This is a genomic window from Cellulomonas dongxiuzhuiae (genome assembly GCF_018623035.1).
GTDB lineage: Bacteria > Actinomycetota > Actinomycetes > Actinomycetales > Cellulomonadaceae > Cellulomonas > Cellulomonas dongxiuzhuiae.
Map to the genome: position 1 here is coordinate 2,360,793 of NZ_CP076023.1, position 16,315 is coordinate 2,377,107.

The 16,315-nt window shown below is 74.7% G+C and carries 19 protein-coding genes; 6 read left to right on the plus strand and 13 right to left on the minus strand.

From position 1 onward, the window contains the following. Window positions 1-123: 123 nt before the first annotated feature. Genes KKR89_RS10540 through ctaC form a run of 3 tightly spaced genes read right to left on the minus strand, consistent with a single transcriptional unit; the run spans window position 124 to window position 3,211 of the window. Window positions 124-522: a cytochrome c oxidase subunit 4 gene (locus KKR89_RS10540; RefSeq protein WP_208195304.1), complete on the minus strand. Its 399-nt coding sequence runs from the start codon at window positions 520-522 to the stop codon at window positions 124-126. After that, entirely contained in the window at window positions 519-2,342 is a 1,824-nt protein-coding gene (ctaD, locus tag KKR89_RS10545) for an aa3-type cytochrome oxidase subunit I (protein ID WP_208195305.1), read from the minus strand. Before ctaD ends, KKR89_RS10540 begins: the two co-directional genes overlap by 4 nt. Further along, window positions 2,342-3,211: an aa3-type cytochrome oxidase subunit II gene (gene ctaC, locus KKR89_RS10550; RefSeq protein WP_208195306.1), complete on the minus strand. Its 870-nt coding sequence runs from the start codon at window positions 3,209-3,211 to the stop codon at window positions 2,342-2,344. Before ctaC ends, ctaD begins: the two co-directional genes overlap by 1 nt. A 212-nt stretch (window positions 3,212-3,423) precedes the next feature. On the opposite strand from ctaC, the gene KKR89_RS10555 reads away from it, so the two are divergent. Continuing rightward, window positions 3,424-4,587 (plus strand): cysteine desulfurase family protein, encoded by a 1,164-nt coding sequence (locus KKR89_RS10555; protein WP_307802203.1) that lies wholly within the window; start codon window positions 3,424-3,426, stop codon window positions 4,585-4,587. Between the two features lie 82 nt (window positions 4,588-4,669). Here KKR89_RS10555 and erpA read toward each other — a convergent pair whose 3' ends face one another. Both erpA and KKR89_RS10565 read right to left on the minus strand, forming a co-directional pair. After that, entirely contained in the window at window positions 4,670-5,020 is a 351-nt protein-coding gene (erpA, locus tag KKR89_RS10560) for an iron-sulfur cluster insertion protein ErpA (protein ID WP_013117313.1), read from the minus strand. 141 nt (window positions 5,021-5,161) lie between these two features. Beyond that, a complete protein-coding gene (locus KKR89_RS10565) occupies window positions 5,162-6,370 on the minus strand; it encodes a glycerate kinase family protein (RefSeq protein ID WP_251140851.1) in 1,209 nt (402 codons plus the stop codon). 129 nt (window positions 6,371-6,499) lie between these two features. Here KKR89_RS10565 and nadA point away from each other — a divergent pair, with 129 nt between their 5' ends. From nadA to KKR89_RS10580, 3 genes are all read left to right on the plus strand, one after another. Further along, complete coding sequence (gene nadA, locus KKR89_RS10570) at window positions 6,500-7,696, plus strand: quinolinate synthase NadA (RefSeq protein ID WP_208195308.1); 1,197 nt, start codon at window positions 6,500-6,502, stop codon at window positions 7,694-7,696. A 37-nt stretch (window positions 7,697-7,733) separates the two neighbouring features. Beyond that, window positions 7,734-8,330: a DJ-1/PfpI family protein gene (locus tag KKR89_RS10575; protein ID WP_208195309.1), complete on the plus strand. Its 597-nt coding sequence runs from the start codon at window positions 7,734-7,736 to the stop codon at window positions 8,328-8,330. A gap of 61 nt (window positions 8,331-8,391) precedes the next feature. Further along, window positions 8,392-8,910, plus strand: coding sequence for an acyl-CoA thioesterase (locus KKR89_RS10580; RefSeq protein ID WP_208195310.1), 519 nt, complete (start codon window positions 8,392-8,394; stop codon window positions 8,908-8,910). Between the two features lie 49 nt (window positions 8,911-8,959). Here the strand turns inward: KKR89_RS10580 and KKR89_RS10585 are convergent, their stop codons facing one another. Further along, entirely contained in the window at window positions 8,960-10,354 is a 1,395-nt protein-coding gene (locus tag KKR89_RS10585) for a dipeptidase (RefSeq protein ID WP_208195311.1), read from the minus strand. Window positions 10,355-10,386: 32 nt separating this feature from the next. Between KKR89_RS10585 and KKR89_RS10590 the strand changes: the two genes are divergently transcribed. Further along, complete coding sequence (locus tag KKR89_RS10590; RefSeq protein ID WP_208195312.1) at window positions 10,387-10,986, plus strand: DUF3043 domain-containing protein; 600 nt, start codon at window positions 10,387-10,389, stop codon at window positions 10,984-10,986. A gap of 35 nt (window positions 10,987-11,021) precedes the next feature. Here KKR89_RS10590 and KKR89_RS10595 read toward each other — a convergent pair whose 3' ends face one another. Genes KKR89_RS10595 through KKR89_RS10605 form a run of 3 tightly spaced genes read right to left on the minus strand, consistent with a single transcriptional unit; the run spans window position 11,022 to window position 12,642 of the window. Beyond that, window positions 11,022-11,822 (minus strand): hypothetical protein, encoded by an 801-nt coding sequence (locus tag KKR89_RS10595; RefSeq protein WP_208195313.1) that lies wholly within the window; start codon window positions 11,820-11,822, stop codon window positions 11,022-11,024. A gap of 35 nt (window positions 11,823-11,857) precedes the next feature. Continuing rightward, complete coding sequence (gene yczE / locus KKR89_RS10600; protein WP_307802204.1) at window positions 11,858-12,511, minus strand: membrane protein YczE; 654 nt, start codon at window positions 12,509-12,511, stop codon at window positions 11,858-11,860. Then, window positions 12,505-12,642, minus strand: coding sequence for a hypothetical protein (locus KKR89_RS10605; protein WP_208195314.1), 138 nt, complete (start codon window positions 12,640-12,642; stop codon window positions 12,505-12,507). Before KKR89_RS10605 ends, yczE begins: the two co-directional genes overlap by 7 nt. A 72-nt stretch (window positions 12,643-12,714) precedes the next feature. Between KKR89_RS10605 and yczR the strand changes: the two genes are divergently transcribed. Continuing rightward, window positions 12,715-14,151: a MocR-like transcription factor YczR gene (gene yczR, locus KKR89_RS10610; protein WP_243882405.1), complete on the plus strand. Its 1,437-nt coding sequence runs from the start codon at window positions 12,715-12,717 to the stop codon at window positions 14,149-14,151. Between the two features lie 4 nt (window positions 14,152-14,155). Here the strand turns inward: yczR and KKR89_RS10615 are convergent, their stop codons facing one another. From KKR89_RS10615 to KKR89_RS10630, 4 genes are read right to left on the minus strand one after another with little or no spacing between them, the layout of a single operon-like run. After that, window positions 14,156-14,368 (minus strand): hypothetical protein, encoded by a 213-nt coding sequence (locus tag KKR89_RS10615; protein ID WP_208195316.1) that lies wholly within the window; start codon window positions 14,366-14,368, stop codon window positions 14,156-14,158. Next, window positions 14,368-15,423 carry a quinone-dependent dihydroorotate dehydrogenase gene (locus tag KKR89_RS10620; RefSeq protein ID WP_208195317.1) on the minus strand — a complete coding sequence of 352 codons (1,056 nt, stop codon included), beginning with the start codon at window positions 15,421-15,423 and terminating at the stop codon, window positions 14,368-14,370. Before KKR89_RS10620 ends, KKR89_RS10615 begins: the two co-directional genes overlap by 1 nt. 5 nt (window positions 15,424-15,428) lie before the next feature. After that, on the minus strand, window positions 15,429-15,878 hold the full coding sequence (locus KKR89_RS10625) for a hypothetical protein (RefSeq protein WP_208195318.1): 450 nt from the start codon (window positions 15,876-15,878) through the stop codon (window positions 15,429-15,431). 4 nt (window positions 15,879-15,882) lie between these two features. Then, complete coding sequence (locus KKR89_RS10630; protein WP_208195319.1) at window positions 15,883-16,239, minus strand: hypothetical protein; 357 nt, start codon at window positions 16,237-16,239, stop codon at window positions 15,883-15,885. Window positions 16,240-16,315 lie beyond the last annotated feature (76 nt).

The window sequence follows — 16,315 nt, forward strand, 5'->3', positions numbered from 1 at the left end:
GACGAGCGGGCCGCAGCGGACGGGCACCACGGGGGCGGCCGCGGGCCACAACGGGACCAGGACGGCCCGCCACCTTGCGGTGACGGACCGTCCTCGTGGGTCGACCCTCGGCGGGCCCGGACCTCAGTGCGCGTGCTGACCGCGCGAGTACTCGAACATCCAGCCGACCAGCCCCACGACGCCCAGCACCGCGGCCGGGATCATGAGCCACCAGCCGACGGCCAGAGCGAGGAAGGCGACCGAGCCACCGAGGGCCACGACCAGCGGCCACCAGCTCCACGGGCTGAACGTGCCCTGGTTGCCGGCGCCCTGCTCGATCTCGCCGAGCTCGTCGTCCTCGGGGCGGGCGTCGATGCGACGGGCGAGCAGCGCGAAGTAGCCGCCGATCATGCCGACCAGACCCCCGACGAGGGGGATGCCGACGGTACCGACCGCCTCGCCGTCGCTCCACAGGCCGTAGATCAGGCCCACCGGGAAGAAGAAGAGGACGCCGTACAGGAAGAGCTTCGCCTCGATCTTCATCGCTCGTCCCCCTCGCGCCGATCGCGCACGTCCTCGATGTCGTCCTCGACGACCGTCGCCGAGGACTGGTGCTCCTCACCCGTCCCCCGGGCGACGCGCTCCTCGGCGAGCTCGCGCTCACCGCTCTGCTGCGGTGCCCAGTCCAGCGGACCCGGGTCCTCCGGCGCCACGTGGTCCATCGCCGCGACCTCGGGGTGGTGCAGGTCGAACGCGGGACGCTCGGAACGGATGCGGGGCAGCGACGTGAAGTTGTGCCGCGGCGGCGGGCAGCTCGTCGCCCACTCCAGCGAGCCCCCGTAGCCCCAGGGGTCGTCGACCGTCACGCGCGGCGCGTTGCGCCAGGTGACGTAGACGTTCCAGAGGAACGGCAGCGTCGAGGCGGCGAGGATCGCGGAGCCGACGGTCGAGACCTGGTTCATCCACGTGAACCCGTCGGCCGGCGAGTAGTCGGCGTACCGGCGGGGCATCCCGACCACGCCGAGCCAGTGCTGGATGAGGAACGTCATGTGGAAGCCGACGAACAGCAGCCAGAAGTGGATCTTGCCGAGTCGCTCGTCGAGCATGCGGCCCGTGAACTTCGGCCACCAGAAGTAGAAGCCGGCGAACATCGCGAACACGACCGTGCCGAAGACGACGTAGTGGAAGTGCGCCACGACGAAGTAGGTGTCGGACAGGTGGAAGTCCAGCGCCGGGCTCGACAGGATGACGCCGGTCAGACCACCGAAGAGGAAGGTCACGAGGAAGCCGATCGACCACAGCATCGGCGTCTCGAACGTGAGCTTGCCGCGCCACATCGTGCCGATCCAGTTGAAGAACTTCACTCCTGTCGGCACCGCGATGAGCATCGTCATGAAGGCGAAGAACGGCAGCAGCACCGCACCGGTGGCGTACATGTGGTGCGCCCACACGGTCACGGAGAGTGCCGCGATGGCGATCGTCGCGTAGACGAGCCCCTTGTAGCCGAAGATCGGCTTGCGGCTGAACACCGGCAGGATCTCGCTCACGATGCCGAAGAACGGCAGCGCGATGATGTACACCTCCGGGTGCCCGAAGAACCAGAACAGGTGCTGCCAGAGCAGAGCCCCGCCGTTGTCGGGGTTGAAGACCTGCGCGCCGAGGCGCCGGTCCGCTCCGAGCGCGAACAGCGCGGCGGCCAGCGGCGGGAACGCCATGAGGACGAGCAGCGACGTCACCAGGATGTTCCAGGTGAAGATCGGCATCCGGAACATCGTCATGCCCGGTGCGCGCATCGTCACGACGGTGGTGATGAAGTTGACCGCACCCAGGATGGTCCCGAAGCCGGTCAGCGCCAGGCCGAAGACCCACAGGTCTCCCCCGAGGCCGGGTGAGTACATCTGGTTCGACAGCGGCGCGTACGCGAACCAGCCGAACGACGCCGCGCCCTGGGGCGTGAGGAACCCGGCGGCGGCGATGAGGCCGCCGAACAGGTACAGCCAGTACGCGAACATGTTGAGGCGCGGGAACGCGACGTCCGGGGCACCGATCTGCAGCGGCATGATGATGTTGGCGAAGCCCGCGAAGAGCGGCGTCGCGAACAGCAGCAGCATGATCGTGCCGTGCATGGTGAACGCCTGGTTGTACTGCTCCTTCGACTGGAATAGGTCCATCCCGGGCTGGAACAGCTCGGCACGGATCAGCAGCGCGAGGATGCCGCCGATCGCGAACCACACGAACGACGTGATCAGGTACATGTACCCGATGGTCTTGTGGTCGGTGGAGGTGATCCACTTCACGACCGTTCGTCCCAGCGTCTGCCGCCGGGGCGACAGGCCGGGGATGACCTCGGTGTGCGCCGCCATCAGTGCTCGCCCTCCGCCACGTCGTTCAGGTCCTGCTGCCGGCTGTACTCGAGGCCGAGCACGCCCGTCTGGCCACGCTCACGCAGCTCCTCCATGTGGGCGTCGTACTCCTCCTGGGACACGACCTCGACGTTGAACAGCATCGAGGAGTGCTCCTCGCCGCACAGCTCCGCACACTTCCCGCGGTACACGCCCTCACGCGTCGGCGTGACCTGGAACGTGTTGGTGTGGCCCGGGATCATGTCCTGCTTGTAGAGGAACTCGGGGATCCAGAAGGAGTGGATGACGTCGCGGGAGTCGAGCGTGAACTCGACGCGCTGGTCGACGGGCAGGTAGAGCGTGACCTGCTCGCCCAGCTCGGCGGCGTCGCCGCCGATGTCCTGGGCGTGCTGCCCGGTCTCGTAGACGTCCTCGTCGAGGTAGTTGAAGTCCCAGCTCCACTGCTTGCCGACGACCTGGATGTTCACGTCGGGTTCTGCCGAGGTGTCCTGGAGCGCCAGCGTGTCCTCGTTGGTGTGGTAGAAGAGCACGCCCACCATCACCACGGGCAGCAGGATGTACATGATCTCGAGCGGGACGTGGTACCTCAGCTGCACCGGCAGCGTGTTGTCGTCCTTGCGCTTGCGGTACACCGCGACGCACCACAGGATCAGGCCCCACGTGATGGCGCCGACGGCGAGCGCGGCGATCCACGAGCCCACCCACAGCGAGACCACGCGACCGGTCTGGTCGGTGACCTCCTGGTCGGAGTAGCCGGGGAGCCAGCCTCGCTGGACCGACTCGGAGCAGCCGCTGAGCACGAGCACGAGCGCCGTGGCCAGCACGGCGACGACAGCGTGCCGGGTGCGGCGGGGGGGAACCGGGTGCACGGGGAACCTTCCACTCGCGTCCCACCGACGACGACCCCTGCGTGGGCGCGCAACCGTGTGGGACCTTCGTCCTCGACCCGGTCAGCCTAGCGCCCCCCGGCAGCCCCCACGTGCTGCGGCGCACGTTTGACGACGTGGTGTCAGCACCGTCACACACCGTCCACCGTCGGCCCGGCGACCGTGCGGCACGGCGGACCGGCTAGCGTGCCCGCGTGAGCACTCCCGGGTCCACCCCGCCCGCGGCACGCGCGCGCCGCGTCGTGCTCGACGTCGCCGGCCACGCGCCGTTGCGCGCCCCGGCGCGGGCGGCACTCCTCGAGGCGCTCGACCAGGGCTGGGCCGACCCGCGACGCCTGTTCGCCGAGGGGCGCCGCGCGCGGCTGCTCCTCGACGGTGCCCGCGAGGCGCTCGCCGCGTCGCTCGGCGCCCGGCCCGACGAGGTCGACCTCCTGCCCACGCACACGCTCGCGCTGCACGGCGCCGTCCGCTCGGTCGCCCGCGGCCGGCGCCGTGCGGGGACGGACGTCGTGGTGAGCGCCGTGGAGCGCGCCGCGGTGCACCATGCCGCCGCGTTCGTCGCGACGCGGGACGGCGGTCGGGTACGCACGGTCGCGGTCGACGAGTTCGGTCGGGTCGACCCGGCCGAGCTCGTCGCGGCAGCGGGCCCGGGCACGGCGCTCGCGGTGCTGCAGCACGCCAACGGCGAGGTGGGCACGCGGCAGCCCGTCGACGACGTGCACGCGGCCCTGCGGGCGGCGGGGGTGCCCTTGCTGGTGGACGTGGGCGCGAGCGCGGGGCACGTCGACGTCGGCCGGGCCGGTGACGTCATGGTGGCCGACGCGGGCGACTGGGGCGGGCCGCCGCTCGGCGTGGTCGTCACGCGGACCGGCGTGCGCCGCAGCCCGGACTGGCCGGAGGACGACGACCGCTGGTCGCCCGGCGGCGTCCACGTGCCGGTGGCGCTGGCGGCTGCGGTGGCGCTGCAGGAGGCGGTGGCCCGGCGCGACGCCGCCGACGCCCACCGGCGGGCGCTCGTCGACGTCGTCCGCCGCCGTGTCGCAGCCGAGGTGCCCGACGTCCAGGTCGTCGGCGACCCGGTGGACCGGCTGCCGCACGTCGTGACGTTCTCCTGCCTCTACGTCGACGGCGAGGCGATCGTCGACCGCCTGGACCGCGTCGGCTTCGGGGTCGGCTCCGGTTCCGCGTGCACGTCGAGCACCCTCGAGCCGAGCCACGTGCTGGCGGCGATGGGGGTGCTCACGCAGGGCAACGTGCGGCTGTCCCTGCACCCGGACGTCGACGCGGCCGACGTGCACCGGTTCTGCGACGAGCTCCCCCGGGCCGTCGCCGACGTGCGCGCCGCACTGGGCGCCTGAGCGTCCCGGGCCTGCACGACCGGGAGGACGCGCACGGGCCCGCACCCCGAGGGGTACGGGCCCGTGGGACGGACGGGTCGCGTCAGCTGAAGGAGCCGCCGCACGCGCAGGCGCTGCCCGCGTTGGGGTTGTCGATCGTGAAGCCCTGCTTCTCGATCGTGTCCGCGAAGTCGATCGTCGCGCCGTCGAGGTACGGGACGCTCATGCGGTCCACCACGACCTCGACGCCGTCGTAGTCGCGCGTCGCGTCACCGTCGAGCAGACGCTCGTCGAAGTAGAGCTGGTAGATCAGGCCCGAGCACCCGCCGGGCTGCACGGCGACGCGCAGGCGCAGGTCGTCGCGCCCCTCCTGCTCGAGCAGGCTGCGCACCTTGCCGGCAGCCACGTCGGTGAGCTGGACGCCGTGCGTCGCGGTCTGCGTGGTCTCGCTCATGTCACTCCCGGGTTCGCCAGAACGTTCTTCCTCGACGCCAACACCGTCGCTCGGAACGTTGTTCCCGTCCAGCCTACGCTGCGCCGCGGACGAGGTCCGGGGTGCCCGTCGCGGTCGCACCGGGACGCCGGACGCGGACCGTCACGTGGCTCGCGCGGGCGACCACGTGCGTGCCACACGGGCCGCGCGGACCCGCAGGGTCCCCGCCGGGTCGGCGAGCGCCGCCTGCACGGCACCGGGGCGCTCCGCAACCGCGTACGCGGCGGTCACGCCCGCGGCCGAGAGCTCGCGGCGGCCCACGAGCACCTCGCCCGACACGACGACCACCGGCACCGCGAACGGCAGCGCGCGCGCCGCCACCTCCGCCACGACCTTGCCGTGCAGCGACTGCCAGTCGGTGCGGCCCTCGCCCGTGACGACGAGGTCGTGCGCGGCGATGCGCGCCGGCAGGTCCACGGCGTCGGCGACGAGGCGGGCACCCGGCAGCAGGCGCGCCCCGAGCAGCGCGAGGGCGAACCCCACGCCTCCCGCGGCGCCCGCACCCGGCAGCGCCGACAGCCGACCACCGCGCGCGTCGGGCGCACCGAGCAGGTCGGCGCCCGGGCCGGTGCGCACCGGGCCGAGCGCGGTCGTCGCCGCGTGCGCGAAGGAGCCGAGCGCGCGCTCGAGGTCCTGCGCCTGCTGCGGCGTGGCGCCCTTCTGCGGGGAGAACCCGGCCGACGCGCCCTGCAGGCCCAGCAGCGGCACGTCGACGTCGACCGCCGCGAGCAGGTCCACCGTGCGCAGCGCCGCACGCAGGTCCGGCAGCCAGCGCAGGTCCTCGGCGCTGACGTCGCCGAGCGCCCCGCCGCCGCTGCCGAGCCGTGCTGCGACGTCGGGCGCCACCGAGCCGGCCGGCAGCAGCGCGTCCGCGAGCGCCGCCAGGAGCCCGGCGCCCGCGTCGTTGGTGGCCGACCCGCCGAGCCCCACGACGACGCGCTGCGCGCCCGGGAGCGCCGCCGCGAGCAGCTCGCCCGCGCCGCGGCTGGTGGTCCGCGAGGGATCCCGCAGGTGGGGCGGGACGAGAGCGAGGCCCAGGGCGTGCGCCGACTCGATGTGGACGGTCGCGCCGACGCGCAGCAGGGCGGCGGGTGCCGGCTCGCCGACCGGGGAGGTGACGGTCACGGGCACGAGGTCACCGCCGAGCGTGGCGTGCAGCGTCGCGACGAAGCCGGGCCCGCCGTCGGCCAGCGGGCACACGTCCACCGTGTCGTGCGGCGCGCCGTCGGCCCAGCCGAGCCGCAGGACCTCCGCGGCCTCGGCGGGCGTGAGGCTGGTACCGAAGCCGTCGGGGGCCAGGAGGACGCGCACGGACCGATGGTGGCACGTGGCCGGGGGTGCCGGGACCACGCGGCCGCCGACGCGAGGCGGGGCGCGGCGCCCGGACACGGGCCGGCCGGGCTCCCGCCGCGTGCGTGCCCGCTGTGGGATCATTCGGCCGTGAGCACCACCATCGGCACGTTCACCGAGCCCGCCCCCTCCGCTCTGCTGCTGCTCGGCCGCGGCGTCGACCTGGCGTCGGAGCGCGGCGTCGAGTGCGTCGGAGCCCTGCCCGAGCCCGGCGACCCCACGCTCGTGGCCCGGGCACGTGCCGCCCGCGCCACGCTGGGTGACCGGGCCTTCGTGCTCGGGCACCACTACCAGCGCGACGAGGTCATCGCGTTCGCCGACGTGACGGGCGACTCGTTCAAGCTCGCGCGCGAGGCCGCCGCGCGGCCCGAGGCCGAGTTCGTCGTGTTCTGCGGCGTCCACTTCATGGCGGAGTCGGCGGACATCCTCACGTCGGCCACGCAGCAGGTGGTCCTGCCCGACCTGGCCGCCGGCTGCTCGATGGCCGACATGGCGGCGATCGACCAGGTCGAGGACGCGTGGGACGTGCTGGTCGACGCGGGCGTCGCGCAGGACACCGTGCCGGTGACGTACATGAACTCGACCGCGGCCATCAAGGCGTTCACGGGACGCCACGGCGGCACGGTGTGCACCTCGTCGAACGCCGACGTCGCGCTGCGCTGGGCCTTCGACAAGGTCGGCGGCGTGGGCGGCCGCGGCAAGGTGCTGTTCATGCCGGACCAGCACCTGGGCCGCAACACCGCGGTACGGGGGCTCGGCCTGTCGCTCGAGGACTGCGTGGTCTTCGACCCCCGCAAGCCGGGTGGGGGCCTGACCGCGGCGCAGCTGCGCGACGCCCGCATGATCCTGTGGCGCGGTCACTGCTCGGTGCACGGCCGGTTCTCTGCGCGCAACGTGGCGGACGTGCGGGCCGCCGTCCCCGGCGTGACCGTCATGGTCCACCCCGAGTGCACGCACGAGGTCGTCACGGCGGCCGACCTCGTCGGCTCCACCGAGTACATCATCCGGGCGCTCGACGCTGCCGAGCCGGGGACGTCGTGGGCGATCGGCACCGAGCTCAACCTGGTGCGCCGCCTGGCCGCCGCCCACCCCGAGCTGACCGTGCACTACCTCGACTCCACCGTGTGCTTCTGCTCGACCATGAACCGGATCGACCTGCCGCACCTGGTGTGGGCCCTGGAGTCCCTGGTCGAGGGCCGTGTGCCCAACCGCATCGTGGTCGACCCGGACGACGCGCACTGGGCCCGCGTGGCGCTGGACCAGATGCTCGCGCTGCCGGGGCGCTGACACCCCGCACCACCCGGACGGCCCGAGGGGGTAGCCGATGACCGAGTCCCCGCTGCGTGTGGGCATCTTCGTGTTCGACGGGGTCGAGGCGCTCGACGTCGTCGGTCCGTGGGAGGTGCTGGCGTCATGGGCGCGGCAGAGCCCCCTGCGGCCCGACGTGCTGACGTTCTCCGCCGACGGTGCCGGGGTGCGCTGCGCGAAGGGGCTGGGTCTGGTCCCGGACACGAGCGCCGAGCAGGTGGGCCGGCTGACCGTGCTCGTGCACCCGGGCGGGCACGGGACGCGGCACCTCATGGTCGACCCGTCGCACCTGGCGTGGGTGCGGAGCATGCGGGCGCGCACGCCGCTCATGACGAGCGTGTGCACGGGATCACTGGTCTTCGCGGCGGCCGGACTGCTCACGGGGCGGCCGGCGACGACCCACCACGAGCACCTGGACGCCCTCGCGTCCGCCGACCGGAGCGTGCTCGTCGACACCGACGCGCGCTTCGTCGACGACGGCGACGTCGTCACGTCGGCGGGGGTCTCCGCCGGGATCGACATGGCGCTGCACCTGGTGGCGCGCCTGGAGTCGCGGGCGACGGCCCGGCTCGTGCGGCGCGGCATCCAGTACGACCCCGCACCGCCCGTCTGACGGCCGGCAGGGCGGGCGCCGCCCGACGCTGCCGGTCGGTAACGTACCGACGGTGTCCCGGATGCTGCAGCTCGCCCTCGTCACCCTCCGCCCGCGCCGCGCCGTCGTGGGCCGGGACCTGCTCGACCCGTCGGTCACGCACCTGCGCGTGCGGCTCGGCGACCTCGACCTCTACCGCCACGTCAACAACGGGGTCTACCTGCAGTACCTCGATCTCGGCCGGTCGAACTACCTCGCGGACCTGGGGGCGTTCGGCAGGCTCTCGGCCCGCGGCTGGTACCCCGTGGTCGCGGCGTCGACGATGACGTACCGCCGTTCCCTCACGCTCGGGCAGCGGTTCACGGTCACGACGCGGGTGATCGGCTGGGATCGGCGCGTCGTCTACCTCGAGCAGGTCGTCGAGTGCGGGGGGCAGCTCGTCGCGCGGGGCTGGGTCGCGGGCCGGTTCCTGTCCCGTGCGGGCGACCGCATCGCCCCGGCCGACGTGGTCGCGGCGATCGACCCGGGCGAGCGGGAGAGCCCCGCGCTGCCCGACGACGTGGCCGCCTGGGCGCGCGCCGTCGACGTCGCGCACCGCTGAGGCGACCCGCGGCGGCCGGCTCGCACCGGCCGACCGCGGGCCGGCGTCCTCAGGTGCGAGGCGCCAGCACCTCCAGCAGCAGCGCCTCGGCCAGCACGACGCGCTCGAGCTCACCGAGGTGCACCGACTCGTCGGCGCCGTGGGCGCGCGAGTCGGGGTCCTCGACCCCCGTGACGAGGATGGTCGCGTCGGGGTACACGTCGAGCAGGTCGCTGATGAACGGGATGGAGCCACCCACACCGATGTCGACGGGCGGCGTGCCCCACGCGGTGCCCATCGCCCAGCGCGCGGCCTGCATGCCGGGCGAGTCGGTCGGCGCCTGGAACGGACGGCCCTGCTCGCCCTCGTGCACGGTGACACGCGCACCGAACGGGGCGTGCGTCAGGAGGTGCTCGCGCACGGCGGCCATCGCCGCGGCCGGGTCCTGCCCCGGCGCCAGGCGCACGGACAGCTTGGCGGACGCACGAGGCGTCAGGGTGTTGGACGCGCTCGCGACCCGCGGCGCGTCGAGACCGATGACACCGATCGCGGGGCGCGTCCACAGGCGCGCCGTGAGCGGCCCGGTACCGGCCAGTCGCACGCCGTCGAGCACACCGGCATCGGCGCGCAGGTCCGCCTCGTCGTAGTCGACGGTCGGGTCGGCCGCGTGCACCAGACCGGCGACCGCGACGTCGCCCCGGTCGTCGTGCAGCGTCGCGATGAGCCGCGCCAGCAGCGTCGGGGCGTCGAGGATCGGCCCGCCGAACATGCCGGAGTGGACGGCGTGGTCGAGGACCTCGACGTCGACGACCAGGTCGACCAGGCCGCGCAGCGAGGTCGTCAGCCCGGGGACGCCCACCTTCCAGTTGGACGAGTCCGCCACGACGATGACGTCGGCGGCGAGCAGGTCACGGTGCGCGTGCAGGAACTCGACGAACGTCGGCGACCCGATCTCCTCCTCCCCCTCGACGAAGACCGTGACCCCCACGCCCAGCTCGTCGCCGAGGGCGCGCAGCGCACCGACGTGCGCGACGACGCCCGCCTTGTCGTCCGCGGCACCGCGCCCGTGCAGCCGGTCGCCGCGCTGCGTGGGCTCGAAGGGAGCGGTCGACCAGTGCGCGGCGTCCCCGGGCGGCTGCACGTCGTGGTGCGCGTACAGCAGGACCGTCGGGGCGCCGGCGGGCGCGGGGCGGCGCGCGACGACCGCCGGGGCACCCGTGACGCCGCGACGGGTGGTGACGCGCAGCACGTCGACCTGCGGCATGCCGGCGTCCGACAGGAGCCGCGCGACGGCGGACGCCGAGGCCTCGACGTGCGCCTGGTCGAACTCGGCGTTCGACACGCTCGGGATGCGGACGAGCGCCTCGAGGTCGGCGCGCACGTCGGCGAACTGGGCGGCGACGCGCTCGCGCAGCGTCGCGACGCGCTCGTCGGTCGGGGAAGGGACGGGGTCGGCGGTGGTCACGTCTCACGACGCTACTCGACTACCCTGGGGGGGTGTTCGGACGCAAGCAGGATCCCCCGCCCGAGGTCGACGCACCGCTCGTCCCGGAGCCCCCTCAGCCGGCGCCCCAGGGCAAGGGCCGACCGACGCCCCGGCGCAAGGAGTCGGAGGCGCGCAACCGGCGCCCGCTCGTCCCGGCCGACCGTCGCGCCGCCGCGAAGGACGCCAGGGTGAAGGCACGCGTCCAGCGCGACCTCGAGTACCAGGCGATGCGGAACGGGGACGAGCGGCACATGCCGGCCCGTGACCGCGGACCGGTCCGCCGCTACGTGCGTGACAGCGTGGACGCGCGGTGGAACCTGGGCGAGCTGTTCCTGCCGCTCGCGGCCGCCTTCCTCGTCCTGCAGTTCGTCACCGCGCGCGGCGCACCGGTCGTCGCTTTCGCGTCGCTCGTGCTGCTCTACGTCTACATCCTGGCGTCCGTGGTCGACGCGTGGATCATGTGGCGCGGCCTCAAGAAGCGGCTCACGGTGAAGTTCGGCGAGTCCACGCTGCCGCGGGGCCTGATGATGTACGCCGTGCTGCGGGCCTTCCAGGTGCGGCCGTCGCGGCTGCCGAAGCCCCAGGTCAAGCACGGGCAGCACCCGGCCTGACCGCGCGGGACGACTCCGGCCGTCGCGCCCGCCTGTCAGCCGGCGCAGGCCCGCAGGGCCTGCAGCACGACGAAGCCGACGACCAGCAGCGGCACGATCGGCGGCAGCCCGCTGCGCCGTGAGGGCTGCTGCCCCGCCGGCCGAGCCTGCTGCTGGGCCGGCTGCCGCGCGGACTGCGACGGCGCGCCGCCCACCGGCACCCACCTGTGGTCCGGCGTGAGCACGTGGCCGTTGACGATGTCGCCCACGCGGTAGGCGCGTCGGGCCGGCGTCGCGGGGGCCTCCTGCGACGGCACCCGTGCCGCCTGCCGCGGGCGGGCGGCACCGGCCTCCCGCGCGGTGGCGCGCTCGGCGGCCCGCCCTGCCGCCGCGCGCGCGTCGGCGGCGCGGTTCTCGGTCGCCCGGTGCTCCGCCGAGGCCTCCTGGGACACCGCCCGCCGGTCAGCCGCCGCCCGCTCCCCCGCGAGCTGGTGCTCGGCGGCCCGCTGCGCGGAGCGCTGCGCGGCCGACTGCTCCCCGCGGGCGCCGGTCCCCACCGGGACGGCCGGCGTGGGCTGCCGGCGCGTCGACGACGCGGCAGCACGTGGACGCACGCGCGACTCGAGCGGCACCCACTCCCCGTCGGGCGTGAGCACGTACCCGTCGACGACGTCGCCGGCGACGTACGGGGCGGCCGGCGTGCGCCGCAGCGCGACCCAGGTCAGGTCGGCGTCGAGCATGTGGCCGTCGACGACGTCGCCGAGCCGGTACGGCGATCCGGCGGTCGGCGAGACGCGCACCCACTCGCCCGACGGGGCCAGCTCGAAGCCGTCCACCACTGCCCCGACCGTGTGCATGGCCCTCCTCGACCGACGTCGCCCTGCTGGTCAGGCTACCCGTCGGCGGGCACCGTGAGGCGCGGCAGCAGCACGTGGACGAGAGGCCCGATCGCCAGCGCGTACGCGAGCGTGCCGAGCCCCACGGTCCCGCCGAGCGCCCAGCCCGCCGCCACGACCACGACCTCGATCACGCTGCGCACCAGCCGGACCGGCCCCCCGGTCCGTGCGACCAGGCCCGTCATGAGCCCGTCGCGCGGGCCCGGGCCGAGGCGCGCCCCGACGTACAGCGCCGTCGCCACCGCGTTGAGCGCGATGCCGAGCACGACCATCGCACCGCGGACGGCGAGCGGCAGCGGCTCGGGCAGCAGCGCGGCCAGGGCGAGGAACGGGTCCACGAGGGCACCGATGACGAGCACGTTGGCGACGGTCCCCACGCCGGGCCGTTGCCGCAGCGGCACCCAGCACACGAGGACGACGAGGGAGATCACGACCGTCGCCGTGCCGAACGTCCACCCGGACACGCGCGCGACACCTTGCCCGAGGACGTCCCAGGGCATCGAACCGAGCTGCGGGTGCACGAGCAGCGCGATGGAGGCGGCATACAGGACGAGACCCGCGACCAGGCGGGCACCGCGGCCGACGCCCGCAGGCGCCCGGCGCGCCGGGCGGCGTCCTGCTCGCACGTCGTCCGGGCCGGTCCTCACCACGCCCGGTCCCGCTCGGCGCCCGGACGGCTGGGCGGAGGGGGGCGGTGGCCGAGCCCGTCGGCGCGCACCGTACGGACCAGCACGGCGAGGACGACGAGCGTGAGCGAGGGGGTGACCACGAGCCACATCATGGCCCTACCTTCCCTGGTAGTGGCCTTGTCATCCATATCCACTTCCCCGATAGTGGCCTCATGTCGGTGAACATGGATCGTCGGGTCAACGGGGCGCGGCTCCGGGCGCTGCTCGGCTCGTGGCAGCACCACGGCCCCGCCTACCAGGCGCTGGCCGACGGGCTGCGGGGGCTGACGCGCTCCGGGACGCTGCCCCTGGCGACGCGGCTGCCCGGTGAGCGCGAGGTCGCCGAGGCCCTCGGGCTGTCCCGCACCACCGTCACCGCCGCGTACGACCTGCTGCGCGACGAGGGCTTCCTCGTCAGCAGGCGCGGTTCGGGGACCGTGACCACGCTGCCCTCGCACGCGGGCGACCGGGCACCCACGCGCCTCGGCACCGTGGAGGACGGCATCGTCGACATGTCGGCCGCGGCACCGCCCGCTCCCCCGCAGCTGGCCGAGGCGTGCGCCGCGGCTCTCGACGCCCTCCCGCGTCACTCCCGCGGCGCGGGCTACCTCCCGCTCGGTCTGCCCGAGCTGCGCGCCGCGATCGCGGACCGCTACACCCGGCGCGGCGTCCCCACCACGCCCGACCAGATCCTCGTGACCACCGGGGGCCAGCAGGCGATCCACCTGCTCGCCGGGGCCTTCGCCGGCCCGGGCGACCGCACGGTCGTCGAGCACCCGACCTACCCGCACGCGATCGACGCGGTACGGGCCGCCGGCGCCCGGCCCGTGCCCGTCCCCGTGACGCCGCAGGGCACCGACCTCGACCTGCTCGCCTCCACGGTGCGCCAGGCGTCACCCCGCCTGGTGTACCTCGTGCCCGACCATCACAACCCCACCGGGACGTCGCTGTCCGCGTCGGACCGCGAGCAGGTGCGCGACCTCGCGCGCCGCACGCGGACGGTCGTCGTCGCCGACGAGACGCTCACCGACCTCACGCTCGACGGCGCCACCCCCCCGCCGTTCGCAGGCGCCGGAGCTGCCGACCGGTACGTCGTGTGCGTGGGGTCGGCCTCGAAGTCCTACTGGGGAGGGCTGCGCGTCGGCTGGGTGCGCGGGCACCCGGACCTCGTCGCGGCGCTCGCGCAGCGCCGCGCGCACGTGGACCTCGGCACGTCCGTGCTCGACCAGCTCGTCACGGTCGAGCTGCTGGCCCGCGCCGACGAGGTGCTCGCGCAGCGCCGCGTCGCGCTGCGCGCCCAGCGCGACGCCCTGGTGGCCCTGCTCGCCCGCGCGCTGCCGGACTGGCAGGTGCCCGTGCCCGCCGGGGGCCTGTCCACCTGGGTCGACCTGGGCCGGCCGGTGTCGACCGCGCTCGCGGCGCTCGCCCACGGCCACGGGGTCCGCATCGCACCGGGCCCCGCGTTCGGCGTGGACGGCACCTTCGACGACCACCTGCGGGTGCCGTTCTCCCAGCCCGTCGACGGGCTGGGGCGGGCTGTCGACGGGCTCGCGGCCGCGTGGGCGTCGCTCGGCGGCGCGACACCGGCCCGGGCGCCGGGAGCGCAGCCCGCGCTCGTGTGAGACGTCAGTCGGCGGGCAGCTCGACCGCGGGCCGCAGGTCCGCGCCGTCGTTCTGCAGCACCGCACGCCGCACCCCCTGCCGTGCGAGGGCTCGCCAGTGCTCACCGAGCCACTGCTCGGCCTCGAAGCGTGCCAGGAACACCGGGCTGCCCGGGCGCTCGACGTCGGTACCGTCCGCGGCGACCAGCCGCCACTGCCACCGGGGCCGCACGACCATCACCGAGCTCCCGCCGTGACGGCGGCGTCCTCGGCGAGCGCGCGCCCGACGCGCGCGGCCAGCGTCGGACCCTCGTAGACGAACGCCGTGTACGCCTGGACGAGCGTCGCGCCGACCGCGAGGTACTCGCGCGCGTCCGCCGGCCCGCCGACACCGCCGACGCCGATGATCACGGCGTCCGGTCCGAGCCGGGTGCGCAGGCGCGCCACCACGTCGAGACCTCGCTCGAGCAGCGGCGGACCCGACAGGCCACCGGGCCCGAGGTCGTGGGCGATCGTCGTGTTGACCGCGACGACGCCGTCGAGGCTTAGCTCCGTCACCAGGTCCGCGACGGCGTCGACGTCGTCGTCGGACAGGTCGGGAGCGATCTTCACCAGGACCGGGACCGGCCGCCGGCCCGCGCGCGCGGTGGCCTCGTCGGCCGCGCGCCGGGTCGCGACGAGCACGGGCCGCAGCGAGTCGACCGCCTGCAGGTCCCGCAGCCCGGGCGTGTTCGGCGACGAGACGTTGACGACGAGGTAGTCGGCGTACGGCGCGAGGCGCTCGGCGCTCGTCGCGTAGTCGGCGGCCGCGTCGGCCGCCGCGGTCACCTTGGTCTTGCCGATGTTGGCGCCCACGACCAGCGCACGGCCGTGCGGCGTCGCCCGCAGCCGGCGCAGCCGCGCCGCGACCGCGGCCGACCCCTCGTTGTTGAAGCCCATCCGGTTGCGCAGCGCGCGGTCCTCGACGACGCGCCACAGCCGCGGCGGCTCGTTGCCCGGCTGGGGGTGGGCGGTGACGGTGCCGATCTCGACGAACGCGAACCCGAGCATCGCCAGGCCCTCGACCGCGCGGGCGTTCTTGTCGAAGCCCGCGGCCAGGCCGAACCGCCCGGGCAGGGTGCGCCCCCAGACCTCGACCTGCCCGGCGTCGCCGCGCGGCACGCGCAGGGCCAGGGACACCACCCGGCGCAGCCCCGGCACGCGACCCACGGCGCCGATGAGGCCGAACGCGACCTCGTGCGCGCGCTCGGGGTCCATGCGACGGAACACCAGGTCGAAGAGCAGCCGGTACACAGCGCTCACCCTACGGCGGGCGGGGGTGCCGGCGGCCCGGCGTCCACGGTCCGCCGCCCCGTGCGCCGCAGCCACCACAGGCCGACGAACGGCAGCACCAGCGGCACGTACCCGTACCCGGCGCCCAGCTGCGACCACACGGTCTCGTCCGGGAAGTCCCCGACGTCGACCATCGACAGCGCACCGACGACGAGGACACCGACGAGCTCGAAGCCGACGGCGGCCCACGCGAGCGTCCGCCGGTCACCGGCGAGCGCGAACGTCGCGACGACGTACACGATCCCGGCCACGAGGGACAGCACGTAGGCGACCGGTGCCTCGTCCAGCTTGGTGCCGACCTGGTAGAGGCCCCGTGCGGTGGCCGCCAGGGCCAGCACGCCGTACACCGCGACGAGCAGCCGGCCGGCGCCCGACCCCGTCGGGCGGGCTGACGTCGCTCCCGGTGTCGCGCTCATCGCCTCAGGCCACCCAGATCTGCCAGAGCCGCAGCTCGAGGAACGCGACCGTCAGCGCCGCGACGAGCAGGACGACCGAGCTCCAGCGCGTGCGCTCGGCGAACGCCCAGGCCGCGGCGACGGGCAGCACGACGAGCTGCGTCACCACGTAGCCCCACAGCAGCCACCCGTCGACGTCCTGACCGCCCCCGGCCTGCACGACGCCCAGGACGACGGCCTGGACCACCAGCACGCCCTCGACGACCGCACCGCCCCACAGCTGGCGCAGCACCACCGCACGGTCGGCGGCGACGAACCACGCGGCCCAGCCGGCGAGCGCCAGGCACAGGGCCGCCACGAGGAGGGCGAGAGGGGCGAGCACGGGTCCACAACCTACCGTCGCCCGTGGTCAGCCCGCGCGGGCTGCCCGGCCCCGCGCGCGTCGCCGGTACGATCGA

Coding starts and splice junctions, on each gene's coding strand:
- KKR89_RS10540 (WP_208195304.1), bottom strand. CDS start 522: ATGAAGATCGAGGCGAAGCTCTTCCTGTACGGCGTCCTCTTCTTCTTC.
- KKR89_RS10605 (WP_208195314.1), bottom strand. CDS start 12,642: ATGATGTGGCTCGTGGTCACCCCCTCGCTCACGCTCGTCGTCCTCGCC.
- erpA (WP_013117313.1), bottom strand. CDS start 5,020: ATGAGCGAGACCACGCAGACCGCGACGCACGGCGTCCAGCTCACCGAC.
- KKR89_RS10625 (WP_208195318.1), bottom strand. CDS start 15,878: ATGAGCGCGACACCGGGAGCGACGTCAGCCCGCCCGACGGGGTCGGGC.
- ctaD (WP_208195305.1), bottom strand. CDS start 2,342: ATGGCGGCGCACACCGAGGTCATCCCCGGCCTGTCGCCCCGGCGGCAG.
- KKR89_RS10595 (WP_208195313.1), bottom strand. CDS start 11,822: ATGCACACGGTCGGGGCAGTGGTGGACGGCTTCGAGCTGGCCCCGTCG.
- KKR89_RS10580 (WP_208195310.1), top strand. CDS start 8,392: ATGCTGCAGCTCGCCCTCGTCACCCTCCGCCCGCGCCGCGCCGTCGTG.
- KKR89_RS10575 (WP_208195309.1), top strand. CDS start 7,734: ATGACCGAGTCCCCGCTGCGTGTGGGCATCTTCGTGTTCGACGGGGTC.
- yczR (WP_243882405.1), top strand. CDS start 12,715: ATGGATCGTCGGGTCAACGGGGCGCGGCTCCGGGCGCTGCTCGGCTCG.
- KKR89_RS10615 (WP_208195316.1), bottom strand. CDS start 14,368: ATGGTCGTGCGGCCCCGGTGGCAGTGGCGGCTGGTCGCCGCGGACGGT.